The 16,263-nt window shown below is 70.3% G+C and carries 16 protein-coding genes; 12 read left to right on the forward strand and 4 right to left on the reverse strand.

Annotated elements, in window-relative coordinates; translation table 11 throughout:
* Nucleotides 1–20 precede the first annotated feature (20 nt).
* Entirely contained in the window at nt 21–1,463 is a 1,443-nt protein-coding gene (locus tag ABZ470_RS02575; RefSeq protein WP_362909486.1) for a hypothetical protein, read from the forward strand.
* Here the strand turns inward: ABZ470_RS02575 and ABZ470_RS02580 are convergent.
* Nucleotides 1,460–5,140 (reverse strand): hypothetical protein, encoded by a 3,681-nt coding sequence (locus ABZ470_RS02580; RefSeq protein ID WP_362909488.1) that lies wholly within the window; start codon nt 5,138–5,140, stop codon nt 1,460–1,462. The genes ABZ470_RS02575 and ABZ470_RS02580 overlap by 4 nt on opposite strands.
* Before the next feature lie 313 nt (nt 5,141–5,453).
* On the opposite strand from ABZ470_RS02580, the gene ABZ470_RS02585 reads away from it, so the two are divergent.
* The 8 genes from ABZ470_RS02585 to ABZ470_RS02620 all read left to right on the forward strand — a co-directional run bounded on the left by ABZ470_RS02585 (nt 5,454) and on the right by ABZ470_RS02620 (nt 10,225).
* Nucleotides 5,454–5,786 (forward strand): hypothetical protein, encoded by a 333-nt coding sequence (locus tag ABZ470_RS02585; RefSeq protein ID WP_362909490.1) that lies wholly within the window; start codon nt 5,454–5,456, stop codon nt 5,784–5,786.
* Between the two features lie 48 nt (nt 5,787–5,834).
* A complete protein-coding gene (locus ABZ470_RS02590; RefSeq protein ID WP_362909492.1) occupies nt 5,835–6,170 on the forward strand; it encodes a hypothetical protein in 336 nt (111 codons plus the stop codon).
* A 54-nt stretch (nt 6,171–6,224) separates the two neighbouring features.
* On the forward strand, nt 6,225–6,374 hold the full coding sequence (locus ABZ470_RS02595) for a hypothetical protein (RefSeq protein ID WP_362909493.1): 150 nt from the start codon (nt 6,225–6,227) through the stop codon (nt 6,372–6,374).
* Between the two features lie 232 nt (nt 6,375–6,606).
* Nucleotides 6,607–7,311, forward strand: a complete 705-nt coding sequence (locus ABZ470_RS02600; RefSeq protein ID WP_362909495.1) for a hypothetical protein — start codon at nt 6,607–6,609, stop codon at nt 7,309–7,311.
* Nucleotides 7,312–7,414: 103 nt separating this feature from the next.
* Nucleotides 7,415–7,708 carry a hypothetical protein gene (locus ABZ470_RS02605; RefSeq protein ID WP_352010184.1) on the forward strand — a complete coding sequence of 98 codons (294 nt, stop codon included), beginning with the start codon at nt 7,415–7,417 and terminating at the stop codon, nt 7,706–7,708.
* Nucleotides 7,705–8,793, forward strand: coding sequence for a WXG100 family type VII secretion target (locus ABZ470_RS02610; RefSeq protein ID WP_362909497.1), 1,089 nt, complete (start codon nt 7,705–7,707; stop codon nt 8,791–8,793). Before ABZ470_RS02605 ends, ABZ470_RS02610 begins: the two co-directional genes overlap by 4 nt.
* A gap of 22 nt (nt 8,794–8,815) precedes the next feature.
* Nucleotides 8,816–9,457 (forward strand): MBL fold metallo-hydrolase, encoded by a 642-nt coding sequence (locus ABZ470_RS02615; protein WP_352010182.1) that lies wholly within the window; start codon nt 8,816–8,818, stop codon nt 9,455–9,457.
* A 60-nt stretch (nt 9,458–9,517) separates the two neighbouring features.
* Complete coding sequence (locus ABZ470_RS02620) at nt 9,518–10,225, forward strand: RraA family protein (RefSeq protein WP_362909499.1); 708 nt, start codon at nt 9,518–9,520, stop codon at nt 10,223–10,225.
* 19 nt (nt 10,226–10,244) lie between these two features.
* Here the strand turns inward: ABZ470_RS02620 and mnmA are convergent, their stop codons facing one another.
* Together mnmA and ABZ470_RS02630 are read right to left on the reverse strand one after the other, a co-directional pair.
* A complete protein-coding gene (gene mnmA, locus ABZ470_RS02625; RefSeq protein ID WP_362774276.1) occupies nt 10,245–11,315 on the reverse strand; it encodes a tRNA 2-thiouridine(34) synthase MnmA in 1,071 nt (356 codons plus the stop codon).
* A 55-nt stretch (nt 11,316–11,370) separates the two neighbouring features.
* The gene (locus ABZ470_RS02630) at nt 11,371–12,534 is read right to left on the reverse strand and encodes a cysteine desulfurase family protein (protein ID WP_362774279.1); all 1,164 of its coding nucleotides are present in this window, start codon (nt 12,532–12,534) and stop codon (nt 11,371–11,373) included.
* 111 nt (nt 12,535–12,645) lie between these two features.
* On the opposite strand from ABZ470_RS02630, the gene ABZ470_RS02635 reads away from it, so the two are divergent.
* The 3 genes from ABZ470_RS02635 (at nt 12,646) to ABZ470_RS02645 (ending at nt 15,133) form a co-directional block, all read left to right on the forward strand.
* Nucleotides 12,646–13,152, forward strand: coding sequence for a TetR/AcrR family transcriptional regulator (locus ABZ470_RS02635; protein ID WP_352010178.1), 507 nt, complete (start codon nt 12,646–12,648; stop codon nt 13,150–13,152).
* Between the two features lie 138 nt (nt 13,153–13,290).
* On the forward strand, nt 13,291–14,481 hold the full coding sequence (locus ABZ470_RS02640) for an MFS transporter (protein WP_352015205.1): 1,191 nt from the start codon (nt 13,291–13,293) through the stop codon (nt 14,479–14,481).
* Between the two features lie 196 nt (nt 14,482–14,677).
* A complete protein-coding gene (locus ABZ470_RS02645) occupies nt 14,678–15,133 on the forward strand; it encodes a calmodulin-binding protein (protein ID WP_352015204.1) in 456 nt (151 codons plus the stop codon).
* Nucleotides 15,134–15,294: 161 nt separating this feature from the next.
* Here ABZ470_RS02645 and ABZ470_RS02650 read toward each other — a convergent pair whose 3' ends face one another.
* Nucleotides 15,295–16,248: an electron transfer flavoprotein subunit alpha/FixB family protein gene (locus tag ABZ470_RS02650; RefSeq protein WP_362909501.1), complete on the reverse strand. Its 954-nt coding sequence runs from the start codon at nt 16,246–16,248 to the stop codon at nt 15,295–15,297.
* Nucleotides 16,249–16,263 lie beyond the last annotated feature (15 nt).

The following is a 16,263-nucleotide window of genomic DNA, read 5'->3' on the forward strand; positions in this document are numbered from 1 at the left end:
AACGGACGGGAGGCCAGGCCGTGCGGCCGCTTGAGTTCGTCGCGCTCGCGACCACGACATTGTCGTTCCTCACCCTGGCGCTGCCACGGCTGCGCGGGATGAGGCCGGTGAACCACGTGCCGCCCGTCGCGCTCCTGGCCGCCGTGGCGCAGGTCGTCGTCGAGGGCGCGCGCTGGCAGCTGTTCCCCGCGTACGCGCTGGCCCTCTCGTTCTTCCTGGTGTGGTTGTGGGGACGGCGGCTCAGGGGCCTCCTCGGTGTGAGTCTCGGTGTTCTGGGACTCCTCGTCGTCCTCCCGCCACCCGTCGTCCTGCCGGTCTTCACCTTCCCCGAGCCCACGGGCCCGTACGGCGTCGGCACCGTGACGTACCACTGGACGGACGCCTCCCGCCAGGAGACCTTCAGCGCCGACCCCGCCGCCCGCCGTGAGCTCATGACCCAGGTCTGGTACCCGGCCGCGCGCTCCTCCGGCGGGGAGCGCGCGGCCTACGCCGAGGGCGTCGAGGCGCTCGCTCCGGCGCTGGCCAGGATGATCGACCTGCCGTCGTTCACGTTCGACCACCTGCGGTACGTGACGACGAACGCGAGGGAGTCGGTGCCGGTGTCCGCCGGCGTCCATCCGGTCCTCGTGTTCCTTGAGGGCTTCAACGGCTTCCGCCAGATGAACACCTTCCAGGTGGAGGAGCTCGTCTCCCACGGATACGTCGTGGTCGCCGTGGACCACCCCTACATCGCGGCCTCGGTGACCTTCCCCGACGGCCGGCATGTCACCGGTTTCCGGAAGAACGAACTGAACGCCCTGGTACAGCAGAGCGTCAGCCCGGCGAGGACCGCCCCGACGTTCCAGGGCAGGTCCTATCCGGAGGGCATCGTTCCCTATCTCGTGCGGGACGTCTCCTTCGTCCTCGACCGGCTGACGGCGTTGAACGCCTCCGACCCCGAGCGCCTGCTGACCGGGAAACTGGACATGCGGCGGGTGGGCGCGTTCGGCGTGTCCCTCGGCGGCATCGTGGCCGGTGAGGCGTGCCGTACCGAGACACGGCTCGGCGCCTGCCTCGTCATGGACGCCCCGATGCCCGACGACGTCGTGTCCCCCGGGCTCGGGCGACCGGTGCTGTGGATCACGCGGGACGCGCGGACGATGCGGCAGGAGAAGTGGAACAAGGTGGACATCGCCCAGCACCAGACCTCCATGCGGACCGCGTTCGGCAACCTGAAGGGCGACGGCTACTTCGTCCAGGTGCCGGACATGTTCCATGTGAACCTGACGGACGTCCCCTCCTGGTCACCGCTGTTCCCGTACCTGGGGGTCACCGGCCCCGCCGACCCCGGGCGGGTGCACGAGATCGTGAACGCCTACTCGACGGCGTTCTTCGACAGGCATCTGCGCGGTTCGCGGGAACCCCTCCTCGATGGGCCGTCGAACCGCTACCCGGAGGTCGTCCTCCACCGTCGGCGACCCTAGGCACAGGTGGCCTGGTAGGGGTAGCCGGGGAAGTGGGTCGCCCATTCGGCCGGGCCGAGACCGTGGCCCGCCCTCTGGCAGACGGTCCGCGCGGCGGCCTCCGGGGTGAGGTCGTAACGCCGCAGGGGGATGTGCTCGCCCGCCACGTACAGGGTGTCACCGTCGAACGTCATCGCGGTGACGAATCCGCTCGGGGTGGAGATGGGCGCGCCGATCGGCTGCCGGGTGGCGGTGTCCCACAGCTGCACCGTGCCGTTGACCGTGCCCACGGCGAGGACGCTCCCGTCGGCGGAGAAGGCCAGGCTGCTGACCCAGCTCGACGTATACGGCGAGGCGGAGATCAACGCGCCCAACTGACGTCGTGCGGTGCCGTCCCACAGGGCGGTCCGTCCCGTCTCGTCGCCGACGGCCAGGAATCTGCCGTCGGCGCTGAAGGACAGCGCGCTCGCCGAGTGAAGGCCGCTCTCGCGCACGACGGCGCGGCCGGAGACGAGGTCGACGACCTGCCCCCCGGTAGTGATCAGTAACCGCCCGGACGGAGCCAGGACGATCTTGCCGTTGACACCGGGGACCGTCGTGGTGGTGACGCCCCGGTTCAGGTCCCACAGGACGAGCGAACCATTCGTGGGCGGCCCGCTGACCAGCAGAGTGCCCGCGTCCCGGGTGTAGGCGACAGACGTGGCGCTGTCGAAGGGGCCGGCGCTGCCGGCGACGCGCCGACCGGCGAGGTCCCACATCCGGGCGTCGAAAGGTTCGAGGCGGGTGTCGCCGTAGGCCAGGACCGCTCCGTCGGGACGGAACGCCGCGGTCACGTGGCATTCCGGCATCATGGTGCCCATCTCTCGGCAGGGGACCGGAGGAGGCCCGGGAAGCCGTCGTCCGGTCCTGGTGTCCCGGAGTTCGACCCGATTCGGGTAGACGGTGACGAGTGTGTTCTCGTTAGAGCTGAAAAAGGCGGAGGTAGCGCTCTCGTCCCGCCAGTCGGCGTTGACGACGGGGTTCAGCTTCAGTGTCCTGACGGTCGCGGGCCACGAAAAGGCGTTGGATGCCCCGGCGAGATAGCGCGCCTGGCCCGCGGCCGGATCGACTCTGATGTCGAAGGCGCGTTCACCGGCCAACGGATGGCGGAACAGCGGAGCGTCCGAAACGCCGATCCGCCACACGAGGAGTTCGTCGGAGTTGGCCGTCGCGAGGAAAGCGCCGTCCGCGCTGAAACCGATCTCGTCCACGCCTGCTTCCTTGATGGCGGGGAGTTCTCTGCCCGACGGCAGATCCCAGAGCCGGATCTTCGTGCCGGTCGTCATCAACAGCCGCCGCCCGTCCGGGGACAGACGCAGGCTCTCCTCACGGCACTGATCGACGGAGGGCGTGGGCATGTTGGGGACGTCCGGCTCTCGGCCGGTCCTGAGGTCCCACACCCGCACCGGCGTGCCGGGCACGCAGAGGGCCATTGTCGTGTCATCGGCGCTGAGCGTCGCGTCCGGGACATTCGATTCGGTCAGGTAGCGCCCGTTCTGCAACGCGCGCGACATCGCCAGGGTGGACGACCAATCGCCTGTTCGCCGGACGGGACCTCCCTTTCTGCGAACGTTCACCTGCACGATCAACCGTCTGGCGGAAGCGTCCCAGACACGGACGCGATGGTGGGAGCCGTTCGCCTGGTAGGTGACGACGCGCCGTCCACTCGGGGCGACCTCCACTCCCCGGTTGGCGTCGTCGAGAGGCCGCGGGTCGCGTTGACCGGTCGTCATGTCCCGCAGCGTCACCTCGACCGTCTCGGAGGCCGTGGGGTAGTGCACGGGCAGCCAGAGTGGATCTCCCTGGCCCTTTCCCACGTTGCCCAGCCAGCGGGCCGGCCCCGGCGTGGTCGTGACGACCCGGTGGGTCTCCACGTCCCAGCGGACGACCTTGTCCGCGCCCATGCTGTACAGGAAGCGGCCGTCGGAGCTGAGCCAGCGCACGGTGTCGGACCCGGTGTCCGGATCGGTGAAGACCTCCTGCTGGGCCTGGAGGCTCGCCGTACGGAGGTTCGCCCGCGTCTCGGGAAGGTCGGCCAGGCGCCAGGCGGCCAGGCTGAGCCGCATGGACAGCTGCGGGTCGGTCTGGCGCAGGCTCGCGGCATAGCCGGCGGCGCGGCGGGCCTGCTCCTCGCGTTCCTGCCGGTCACGTACGAGATTCTGCTGCCAGACCAGCGAACCCGTGATCACCATGGCGGTCGCCAGCACACCGATGAGGAAGGCGCGCAGCCTGCTCCTGCGGCGTTCGCCATGACGCCCCTCCGTACTGGCGGTGAGGAAGTCCCGCTCCAGCGGGGTGAGCTCGCCGGCCCGTTCGGCGAGGTGCGTGCGCGCCAGCGACAGGCGCAGCCCCCGGTAGAGGCCTCCGGGGTCGCGGGCGTGCGCCTGCCAGGCGTCGGCCGCCTCGGTGAGGCGGCGGTGCACGCGCAGGCGTTCACGGTCCTCCTCGACCCAGGAGCGCAGCCGGGGCCAGGCGGTCAGCAACGCCTCGTGCGCCAGATCGGCCGTTTCGTCGTCGATAGTGATCAGACGGGCGCACGCCAGCCGTTCCAGCAGCAGGGGGCCGGGGTCGTCCGGGCCTCCGGTGACCAGTTCGGCGCGCCCGGCCGGGCGCCGGGTGTCCTGCGCGCCCGCCTCTCCCGGGGTGACCAGGCGCAGCAGCAGGTGGCGCAGCCGTTCCCGCTGCTCGGGGGTGAGTTCCTCGTAGAGTTCCTCCGAGGTGCGGGCGACGGCGCCGTCGATGCCTCCCGCCGCCTCGTACGCCTCGACGGTCAGGGCCTTGCCGTGGTGGCGCCGCCAGGTCTCCAGCAGGGCGTGCGACATCAGCGGCAACCCGCCCGGCTGCCCGGCGACCTCGTCGAGGATCCGGGTGGTCAGTTCGCGTTGCACGATCAGTCCCGCCGCCGTGGCGGGTTTGACGATCGCCTCACGCAGTTCGGCCGGGCTCATCGGGCCGACCGGGACGGTGGCGTCCCTGACGGCCTCGACCAGGTCCGAATGGTGGGTGAACTGGCCGAAGAAGTCGGCACGTACGGCCAGCACCACCCGGGTGCGCCGGTCGTCGCGTCCGGCGGCCATCAGCGCGTCGACGAACCTCCGGCGCTCGGCCGGGTCCTCGCACAGGGTGAAGGCCTCCTCGAACTGGTCGATCACGAGCACGTCGGCGGCGTCGCCGGGCAGTCGCGGGTGCGCGCCCGGTGTCAGGACCCGTACGGCGCGCCCGCGCAGGGCCGGCACCAGTCCCGCGCGCAGGAGAGAGGACTTGCCGCTTCCCGACGGACCGACGACCAGTACGAACCGGTGCGCCTCCAGCAGCGTCACCAGCCGCTCCACCAGCGCCGACCGGCCGAAGAAGTAGGCCTGGTCCTCGGTCTCGAACCTCGCCAGCCCCCGGTACGGCGCCCGCGCGGTCTCGCCGTTCCTGGCCGCGTGTTCCCGCTGGGCGGCGCGGGCCTCCTCCCACCTGGCCCGCCACTCCTGGGTGTCCCCGCCGCACGCCTCGACGTAGGCCAGCGTGACCGGCAGGGTCGGCAGTCTGTCCCCGGCCGCCGCCTGGGCCAGCGTGGCGGCTGAGAAATGCGCGCGCGCCGCCATGGCGCGGTAGGTCGGGCCACCCGCCTCCTCACGTAATTTGCGTAACTCCACGGCGAATGCGGCCACCGGACCATCGGTGGGATCGACCGGCCGTTCCCGGCGCCCTGCGCGTTCCCCCAACTTACTCTCCCCGAATGTGACTAATTCCCATCAGAAACGGCAAACCAGCACAAAATACACAGCCACATCGGGTCAATCAAGTTTGTCTGCAGTGACGAACGAGGGTTCCGGACAATTCCCGGGCCGCCGAGACTCGAAGCCGTAAGCCCCCGGCCTGCGAAAACACCACGGCCGGGGATATCCGATGCGTTTCAGCCGGCGCGCCATTCGTTTTCGAACACATCCGCGCCGCAGAGGCAATGCGACGAAAGAAGCACGCATGAAAAAGAAGATCACGGTCGGTCTGGTGGTGCTCGCCGGCGCCACCGCGCTGATCGCGGGGCCCGCCGCCGGCGCGGCCACGACGGCGAGCGGCACGGCCGGCAGCGCGGCGGCCTGCAACGTCCAGCACGAGCCGTGGTACACCATCGGCGGATACCGTCACGTCCGCCTCCAGAACGAGTGCAACTCGAAGAGGACGGTGTGCATCGCCATTCCCTACCGGCCCGCCTGGTTCCCCATCCCCCGCTACACCCTCAACGCCTATGAGTGGCGTGACGTCGCCTACGCCCCCACCTCGATCAACCAGGGAAACAGCGTCTATTACTGCTAGTCCGTTTCACCGCTCCTCACCAGCACACATCTCAGAACAGGGGAAAACATGACGGTAAGAAGCAGGATCGTCGCCGCGGCCGCGATCGCGGCGCTCGCGTTCACCGGCACCGGAATGACGGCCGGCGCGGCCTCTGCCTCCTCAACCGGCGCGGCGGCCTGTGGCGTCCAGCACGGGGAGTGGTACTCCTCGGGCACCACCCACAAGGTGGACGTCTACAACGAGTGCAGCACCGGAAAGTACGTGTGCGTCGAGATCCCCTATTGGGCGGACTACGGCCCCAAGTACATACCTGGCCGGACCACCGTCACGCTGCTCTACGCTCCCATCGTCGCTCCTGAGGGAAGGTCCATCTACTACGCCGCGTCCTCCAGCAGCTGTTAGAACGCCGACCCGCGCGAGGCGTCCGGCCTCGCGCGGGAACCGGTACCGGAAGGGGTGGCCGAGCGCCCGGGCGAGGACGGCTCACCGCCGCCCGGGGTGCCGGTGGCCGAGGTCATGGCGGGCCGCAACAGGGGCCGGATCTGCCAGACCCCCAGGCCGCGGCACCGGCGGCCGCCCCGGCGCGACGAGAACGGCCCCGCGTGAGTGGCCGATCGACATGCGCGGCGACGGACAGATTCGGCGAGGCGGGCCCACCTCCCCCATGAAATTGACGGGCTTTGTCAGAAAGACCAGGGAACAGGCGATTGATTTACGGTTCTTTCCGTTCTCGTTGCCGCCGAACGAAGGCCTGAACCGGTGGCCACCAAGAAGATCAAATTGTGCGCCTCAAAGGGCACAGGGGAACCACCGAGGACAACGCGAGGAAACCTGATCCATGAATGTCAAACGCCTCATGTTCACCGCCGCCGTCGCCGCCGCCTCACTGCTGGGCGGTCTACCGGCCTCGGGCGCGCAGGCGGACGACGCCCTGCTGACGACGACCCCGTCGACCGTCTCCCCCACCGCCGGTGGCGACGTCGCCTTCGCCGTCGAGGGCCGGTCCTTCCCCTCCCTGATCAAGGTCGCCGTCAACAGCACGTCGCTGAACTCCTCGTGTGAGGACACCAACCTCAGGCGGGTCGTCCTGCGGGCCGACCGCAACGGCTACTTCAACCTCGTCGGGGCGGCCCGTGGGTGCGTCAGCGGCGTCTACCGGGTCGAGGCCACCGAGCTTGAGTCGCCCTACCGCACCTACTTCGCCAGAGTGACCATCGGCCATCCGCTGCCCGGCACCGGTGTCCCCGCGCTCAGGACCACCCCGGCGACCGCCGACGCCGACGGCGACATCGCCTTCGTCGTCAACGGCTACGGCTTCGCCGAGAAAGGCTACGTCCGGTTCACCAGCAACGGCCTGAACGAGGCCTGCATCGCCACCAGTCTCAGGGACGGCACCCGGCTCAGGGCGGACAACAACGGCCGCTTCGCGCTGCCCGTGCTGGGCAGGGGGTGCGTCCCCGGCCGCTACCAGATCGAGGCCACCGAGCTGGTGACGCCGTACCGGACCTACACCACCACGGTCGCGATCACTCCGGCCAAGTAGCCCACCTCGGGGCGGCCCTCACCCGGTGCCGGGAGGGCCGCCCCGACACATTGAGCGATCTGCCCCTTATGATCGATTAGCCGGTCTCGCATAGGGGGTAGAAGTGGCGGGGATCGACTACAGCTACGACGCGCTTGAGCAGTGCCGTACGACCGTGCACGAACTGATGAAGAACTTCGGCGAACTGGGTGGTCCGTATCCGGCCAAGACGACCGACTCCACCATCTTCGGCAGGCTGACCGACTCATCCGCCCTGGCCGAGTTCCTCGACGGGATCGAGAAGACGGTCGACGGGGAGCTGACGAACGTCACCGGCAAGCTCAAGGACGTCGAGCGCGCCCTGAACGACATCGAGGACAACGTCCGTACGGCCAACCGCGCGGGCGGGGAGCGGTGACCGCGGACACGACCGAGGCGATCTCCGGTCTCCCCGGCGGCGGTACGCTCTCCGACCTCCTGAACAAGGTGAACGCCGACGCCGACGCCGTCAGCGCCGTCGCGACCCGCTGGCGTGGTACGGCGGGCAAACTCAACGAGCACGCCGGGCGGCTCGGCACCGTCGTCAACACGGTCAACGACGCCTGGCAGGGCGAGTCCGCGGACGCCTTCGACACCTACATGCGCAAGTACGGCCGCGCCGCGGAGGCCCTGCACGACGCGCTGGCGGGCTGCGCCAACACCCTCGACACGGCGGCCGGGGTGCTGCGTGGCGCGGAGGCGAAGGTCCGCTCCATCTGCTCGACCCTCCTCGACGACGTGTCCGCCTACCGCACGGCCAACCCGAAGGCCGAGGAGAAGGACCTGCAGCCGCACATCACCTCGCTGGTGAACGGCGCCGTCACCGGAGCGCGCCCCCACATGGAGGCCGCCGACAAGGCCGTCACCCAGGCGCTGGCCGCCGTCAAGAAGCACATGGCCGAAAGGAAGATCTCCTTCGCCGACATCCCGGCCCCCCTCGACCAGACGTTCGTACCGGGCGCCGGCCGTACGGTCGTGTGGGAGAGGACGGTCGGCTACCGGCCGCACCTCGCGCCGCACGGCGACACCGGGACACCGAACCCGGTCACCTCAGGAGGTTACGGGCCGAGCGGCGCGCCCCCGCCCGGTGGCGGCCCCGCACCGACCGGGAAGCTCAAGGAGTGGATCGACCAGGCGCTGGAGATCCTCAGGTCCCACGGCTACCCGCCGGAGAAGATGAACCCCGCCGACATCGCCATGATCATCCAGCACGAGTCGGGCGGCAACCCGCACGCGATCAACCTCTGGGACTCCAACGCCGCCGCGGGCACCCCGTCCAAGGGGCTGATGCAGACCATCGACCCGACCTTCGGCAGCTACAAGCTGAGCGGGTACGACGACATCTACAACCCGGTCGACAACATCATCGCCGGGGTCCGCTACGCGATCAGCCGTTACGGCTCGGTCTCGAACGTGCCCGGCGTCGTCGGCGCCAAGACCGGCACCGGCTACGTCGGCTACTGAGCGGCCTGCCTAGGCTGGGACGATGAAGCTGACGAAGTTCACGCACGCGTGTGTCCGCCTTGAGAAGAACGGCTCGGCCCTGGTGATCGACCCCGGGGCCTTCAGCGAGGAGTCAGCCCTCCAGGGGGCGCGGTCCGTGCTCATCACCCACGAGCACTTCGACCACGTGGAGGTGGAACGGCTGCGCGGGGCGGCCGAGGCCGAGCCGTCACTGGAGATCTGGACCAACGAGGCCGTGGCGGCCGACCTGACCGACGTCCCGGCCAAGATCCACGTCGTACGGCACGGCGACACCTTCGACACGGCGGGCTTCGCCGTACGGGTCGTCGGAGAGTGGCACGCCCCCAACCACCCGGACGCGCCGATCGTGAGCAACGTCGGTTTCCTGGTGGACGAGGAGGTCTTCTACCCCGGCGACGCGTTCACCCCGCCGGAGACCGAGGTCCCCACCCTGCTCGTGCCGACCAACGCGCCATGGCTGAAGCTCTCCGAGACGGTGGACTACCTCCGCCAGGTCCGACCGGCCAGGGCCTTCTCCACCCATGACGGCCTGCTCAACGACGTCGGCCTCGGCCTCGTCGACAGGTGGCTGGCGATGGAGGCCGACAAGCAGGGGGCGGAGATCCGCCGCCTCGCGCCGGGTGAGTCCGTCACCCTGTCCTAGCCGGGGGCCCGGCCCTACCGTGGGAGGCGACGTGATCTCCCCGGCGAGAGGAAGGGCGGCATGGACCCCAAGGAGCTCCGGCGGCGGTTCGAGACTCTGACCACCGCGCATCTGACGGACGGCTGCCTGCGCGCCGGGGTTGCGGTGCGCTGCGCCCCGGCGGGCACCCGCTCCGCGGTGCCCGGTGGCCGTCTGGCCGGACGGGTGTGCCCGGCCAGGCACGCGGGCAGCGTCGACGTCTTCCTTGAGGCGTGCGAGCTGTCCGCGCCCGGTGACGTGCTCGTCGCCGACAACGGGGGACGGCTCGACGAGAGCTGCATCGGTGACCTCGTGGTCCTTGAGGCCCGGGCCGCCGGGCTCGCGGGGGTCGTGATCTGGGGGCTGCACCGCGACACGGCCGACATCCGGGCGATCGGGCTGCCGGTCTTCAGCCTGGGTTCGATCCCGACCGGCCCCCTGAGCCTGGACGAGCGTCCTGAGGGCGCGCTGGAGTTCGCCGCCGTCGGGGAGTGGACGGTCGGCCGCGACGACCTGGTCCTCGGCGACGACGACGGCGTGATCTTCATCCCGGCCGGACGCGCCGAGGAGGTGTTCACCCGCGCAGAGGCGATCCGCGACGTCGAACGGCGTCAGGCCGACCACATCCACGCGGGCACCTCACTGCGCGAGCAGGTGGCCTTCGGCGCCTACCTGGCAGGACACGCCGAAGACCCCTCCCTGACCTTCCGCGCCCATCTGCGCGCGGTCGGCGGAGCCATCGAGGAGTGACCTTCGCCTCCCGCGAAGGTCACACGGCCCTGGCGATCGTGGCGGATCCGATCACGGTGTCCTCCAGGTAGAACACGGCGGCCTGGCCCGCCGCGACCCCGGTCGCGGGGGTGTCCAGGGCGACGTGGACCTCCTCGCCGGACACCTGGATGCGGCAGCCGTACACCTCACCGTGGGCCCGGAGCTGGACCGTGCAGGCCAGCGGCTCGTACGGCTCGGCGACGGGCCCGTTCCACACCGGGCGCACGGTCTCGACGGAGGTGACCTCAAGGGCCGAGCGCGGCCCGACGGTGACCGTGTTGGAGACCGGCTCGATGGACAGCACGTAGCGCGGACGCCCGTCGGGGGCGGGCCGGTCGATGTGCAGGCCCTTGCGCTGGCCGACCGTGAAGCCGTAGGCACCCTCGTGGCTGCCGACCACCTCGCCCGAGGCGTCCACGATCGGCCCGGGGGCCGTGCCGAGACGCCTTTCGAGGAAGCCCCGGGTGTCGCCGTCGGCGATGAAGCAGATGTCGTGGCTGTCGGGCTTGTCGGCCACCATGAGCCCGCGCCTGGCGGCCTCCTCGCGCACCTGGGCCTTCGTCGAGTCGCCCAGCGGGAACATCGCGTGGCCGAGTTGTTCCCTGGTGAGCACGCCGAGCACGTAGGACTGGTCCTTGCCCTCGTCGGGGCTGCGGCTGAGCACGCCGTCCACGAGCCGGGCGTGGTGGCCGGTGGCCACGGCGTCGAAGCCGAGCGCGAGGGCCCGGTCGAGGACCGCCTCGAACTTGATCTTCTCGTTGCAGCGCAGGCACGGGTTGGGCGTACGGCCCGCGGCGTACTCGCTGACGAAGTCCTCGACCACGTCGCGTTGGAACCGTTCGGCCATGTCCCAGATGTAGAAGGGGATGCCGATCACGTCGGCGGCCCTGCGGGCGTCCCGGGAGTCCTCGATCGTGCAGCACCCTCTGGCGCCGGTGCGATGCGACTGCGGGTTCGCGGACAGGGCGAGGTGGACGCCGGTGACATCGTGACCGGCCTCGGCGGCGCGGGCCGCCGCCACCGCTGAGTCGACGCCGCCGGACATGGCGGCAAGCACGCGAAGTCTCATAACACCCTTGAGCGTACCCGCGTGGGAGCCCTCTCCGCCGGGCCGGGCGGCGCCGTCAGATCAGGCCCGCCCGGCGGGCGCGCTCGACGACGCCCGCGATGACGCCGGTGACCCTGTCCACATCGGACGGCGTCGAGGTGTGCCCGAGGGTGAAACGCAGCGAACCACGTGCCCTGACCGCGTCGGCGCCCATGGCGAGCAGGACGTGGGAGGGCTGGGCGACGCCCGCCGAGCACGCCGAGCCCGTCGAGCACTCGACCCCCTTGGCGTCCAGGAGCATGAGCAGCGCGTCGCCCTCGCAGCCGGGGAAGGAGAAGTGCGCGTTGCCGGGGAGCCGGTTGGCCGGATCTCCGTTGAGGATCACATCGGGTACGGCCTGGCGGATCCTGGCGACCAGGTCGTCGCGGAGCGCGGTCAGCCGGGCGGCGGTCTCGGCCTGCCGGGCGACCGCGAGCCGTACCGCGGCGGCCATGCCCGCGACCGAGGGGGCGTCGAGGGTACCGGAGCGCACGTCGCGCTCCTGCCCGCCGCCGTGCAGCACGGGGACCGGGTCGATCCCCCTGGCCAGCAGCAGCGCGCCGGTGCCCATCGGGCCGCCGACCTTGTGCCCGGAGAGCGTGAGGGCGTCGACCCCCGAGTCGGCGAAGACGACGGGAAGCTGCCCGATGGCCTGGACGGCGTCGGTGTGGAAGGGGATGCCGTGGTCGCGGGCGATCGCGGCGAGCACCCTGACGGGCTGTATGGTGCCGACCTCGTTGTTGGCCCACATGACGCTGACCAGGGCGACGCTGCCGGGGTCGCGCTCGATGGCGGCGCGCAGGGTGTGCGGGTGCACCCTGCCGTACTCGTCCACCTCAAGGGACTCCACGACGGCGCCCTGGTGGTCGCCAAGCCAGTGGGCCGGGTCGAGCGCGGCGTGGTGCTCGACGGCGCTGATCAGGATGCGGTTGGCGCCCTTGGCCCTGCGCGACCAGTAGAGGCCCTTGATGGCGAGGTTGTCGGCCTCGGTACCGCCCGAGGTGAACACGACCTCGCTGGGCCGGGCGCCGAGCGCCTCGGCGATGCTCTCGCGGGCCTCCTCGACGACCTGGCGCGTACGGCGGCCCGCGGTGTGCAGTGACGACGCGTTGCCGACCCGCCCCAGCTGAGCCGTCATCGCCTCTACCGCTTCGGGAAGCATCGGCGTGGTCGCCGCGTGATCGAGATAGGCGGACTCCACTGCCGCACTTCCCTTCCCCAGATCGTTTGTCCCTTCCAAGGGTATCCGTGCCCGGCGGGAAGCCCATCCTCGGTTTGACCACTGTACCGTCCGGACGGTACAGTCCTCTGCATGAGGCGGGAGGAGTTGCTGGACGCGGCGGAGAGTCTGCTGTGCGACCAGGGCTCCCAGGCGCTCACCCTGGCGGCCGTCGCCGAGCGCGCGGGCTGCAGCAAGGGCGGGCTGCTCTACCACTTCGCCACCAAGGAAGCCCTGATCAAAGGCATGGTCGAGCGGCTGATCGAAGACTTCGACCAGCTCGTCGCCACCCAGGGCCACGACACCTACACAAAGAACTATCTGCACGCCACCTTCGCCGCCGTGCGCAGTGGCAGGCTGCGACGCTGGGCCGTGGTCACCGGCGCCTCGGGCAACCCCTATCTGCTCGCCCCCCTGCGTGAGGCGATGGCCCGCTGGCACCGTGAGGGGCTCGACACCGAGCCCGACCCCACGACCGCCCAGATCGTGCGGCTCGCCTGTGAGGGGCTGTGGGACGTGGCCACCCACGACCCCGCCCTCTACGACGACGAGCGCCACGCCGAGCTGAAGCGGCGTCTGCTGGCCTTGCTGCCCGCCTGACGGCCGGGCCTCCCGCGCCGCCCACGGCGCTCGCGCTCCCCCAAGAACACTGGCGGTCGCTTCCGCGTGCGGAAGCGACCGACTCGTGTGTCCCCGTTCGTTCACCGTTGAAACAACCTTTTGTGAAGGGATTTAGTGATGACCCGCGACCTGAGGACAGCCCGAACCGGGGCAGTTCTCACATTCGTGCTGGCCGGCCTGCTCTGTGGGTCGATGACCGTGCGTATCCCGGCGCTGTCCGACAAACTCGGCCTCTCCGAGGCGTCGATCGGCGTCACGCTCCTCGTGTGGGGGCTGGGCGCGCTGGTCACCATGCAGTCGATGCGCGGGGTGATGGCACGGCTTGGCAGCCGGAGCGTCCTGCGGGTCGGCGCTCCCCTGTGCGCGGTCACCCTGGCCCTGCTGGCCCTGGCGCCGACCTATCCCCTGCTGCTCGTCGCCGCGGCGCTGTTCGGCATGGCGTTCGGCGCGGTCGACGTCGCCATGAACGCGCAGGGCTCGACGGTCGAGCGCGCCTACGGCAGGCCGCTGATGAACGGCATGCACGCGGGCTGGTGCGTGGGCGCGATCTCCGCGGGTCTCCTCGGCACGGCGGCCATCGCGGCGGGCCTGTCGTTCACCGCCCACCTGATCCTGGTGGCGCTCGTCTCCCTTCCCGTACTGGTCGTCATCAGCCGTTCCTACCTGCCCGACCCCGTCCTGTCGGAGAAGGCCGCCGCGGCCGGCCGCCGCCGGATGCCTCCGGTGGTCTACCTGCTCGGTGTGATCGCCTTCTGCGCGTTCATGGTCGAGGGCACGATCGCCGACTGGAACGGCCTGTACCTGCGCGACACCCTGGGCGCGGCCGAGGCCGTGGCCGCGCTGGGCTACCCGGTCTTCGAGGCGGGCATGTTGCTCGGCAGGCTCACCGGCGACCGGGTCAGGGCCCGCTTCGGCGCCCGAGGCATGATCGTCACCGCGGGTCTCGCGACCGCGGCCACCTTCGGCGCGGTGCTGAGCGCGCCGACCGCCCCGGTCGCCGTGGGCGCCATGCTCCTGGTCGGCGTCGCGGTCGCCACGGTCTCCCCGATGGCCCTGTCCCTGGCGGGCGGCGCGACGGCCAACCCCGGTCCGGCCATCGCCCAGACCGGTGCGATGGGCTACGCGGGACTGCTGCTCGGCCCGGTGATCATCGGGTTCGTCTCGCATGTGACCACCCTCAGGACCGCGCTCTTCCTGGCCGTCGTCCTGGGGCTGCTGATCGCGCTGGCCGCCCGGTTCCTGCCCCGCCCCGCCGTACCGGCCGCCGTGGAGGAGACGCGGGAGCGGGAGCTGTCCATGGCCGCCTGACCAGGTCGTCTTTCCGGCCTTCCGCATTCCGCGGAAGGCCGGACATATATGTCTTAAATGCGAACAACATCCAAATAAGAGACCAAGGCAGAAAACCCTCTGTACGTGTCGTTGATCGTTGATCTACAGTTCTGACTGGTAGTGCACTGCCTGTCAAGTACGTCGTATTCACGATCCGTCAGAACAGGAGATGCTCATGCGACCCGTCCTTCCGGTGGTCACCGCACTCGCCTTGGCCTCGACGCTCGCCCTGGCCGGTACCGCCCAGGCGCAGCAGACCGGCCCGGCCTCCAAGGCCTCCCTGGGACCCGTGGCCTACTTCGAGTTCGCCGACGCCGGCAGCGACACGTTCGTCTTCAAGCTCACCGACACCTCCAAGATCCGGCACGCCAGGGATCTGCTGAGCGGCCTGTCCACCGACAGGCGCAGCGTCATCGGCAAGATCGTCACCGGCACCGAAAGCTACAACCCGTCCTGGAGCTACCACTACGACCCCGCCACGGTCGACTTCTTCGACGTCGCGACCGAGGTGTGCGACGCCTCGATCGGCTACGTCGAGGAGCACCTGTCCGAGGTGGGCGGCGCGTTCCTTCCCGGCAACACCTGGTGCCCGTGGAGCTCGCACCTGGTGCGTGAGGTGACCGTGCCGTAGGGCACACGACCCGTGGTGAACGGGAGGTCCAGACCGTCGGGGGACGCCTGGGGACTCCCTGAGTGAGGACAGCGCCGTCCGGCGGCGGGCCCGCCGCCGGACGGTCACACGGGAAACGGCGCCGCACCCGGGCGCGACGCCGTTTTCCGTGGTCCTGTGAACTACTTGCGCTTGGTGATCTCGTCGGTCAGCTGCGGGACGACCTGGTGCAGGTCACCCACGACGCCGTAGTCCGCGAGCTCGAAGATCGGCGCCTCGGGGTCCTTGTTGATGGCGACGATCGTCTTGGCCGTCTGCATCCCGGCCCGGTGCTGGATGGCGCCGGAGATGCCCGCGGCGATGTAGAGCTGCGGGGAGACGGTCTTGCCGGTCTGACCCACCTGGAACTGGTGCGGGTACCAGCCCGCGTCGGTCGCGGCGCGGGAGGCGCCGACGGCGGCGCCGAGGGAGTCGGCGAGCCCCTCGATGACCGAGAAGTTCTCCGCCGAGCCCACGCCACGGCCACCGGAGACCACGATCGCGGCCTCGGTCAGCTCGGGACGGGCCCCCTTCTCCTCCTTGACCCGCTCCACGATCCTGGCGGCCTTGGCGGCCTCGGAGATCGTGACGGAGACGCGCTCCTCGGCGCCCGCGCCCGCCGCGGCCTCGACCGGGGTGGCGTTGGGGCGGACCGCGATGATCGGGGTGCCCTTCGTGACGCGCGAGTGGACGTTGACCCCGCCACCGAAGATCGACTGGTCGGCCACGAGGCCGTCCCCCACACCGACCGCGTCGGTCAGCACACCGGAGTCGATCTTGATGGCCAGCCTGCCCGCGATCTCCTTGGCCTCGGCCGTCGCGGCGACGAGCACCGCGGCCGGAGCCTTCTCCGAGACGAGCTGGGCGAGCAGCTCGGCCTTGGGGGCCACGACGTAGTCAGCGACCTCGGCGGAGTCGGCGACGTAGATCTTCTCGGCGCCGTGCTCGGCCAGCTTCGCCTGGGCCTCCGCGGAGTATCCGGGCCCGGCCCAGACCGCCGACGGCGAGCCCAGCCCTCGGGCGAGCGTCAGCAGCTCCAGCGTGACCTTCTTGACCTGACCTTCGACGTGCTCGACCAGAACGAGAATCTCAGACATATCAGGCAACCCCCG

It is taken from the genome of Streptosporangium sp. NPDC020072, assembly GCF_040631445.1.
Lineage (GTDB): Bacteria > Actinomycetota > Actinomycetes > Streptosporangiales > Streptosporangiaceae > Streptosporangium.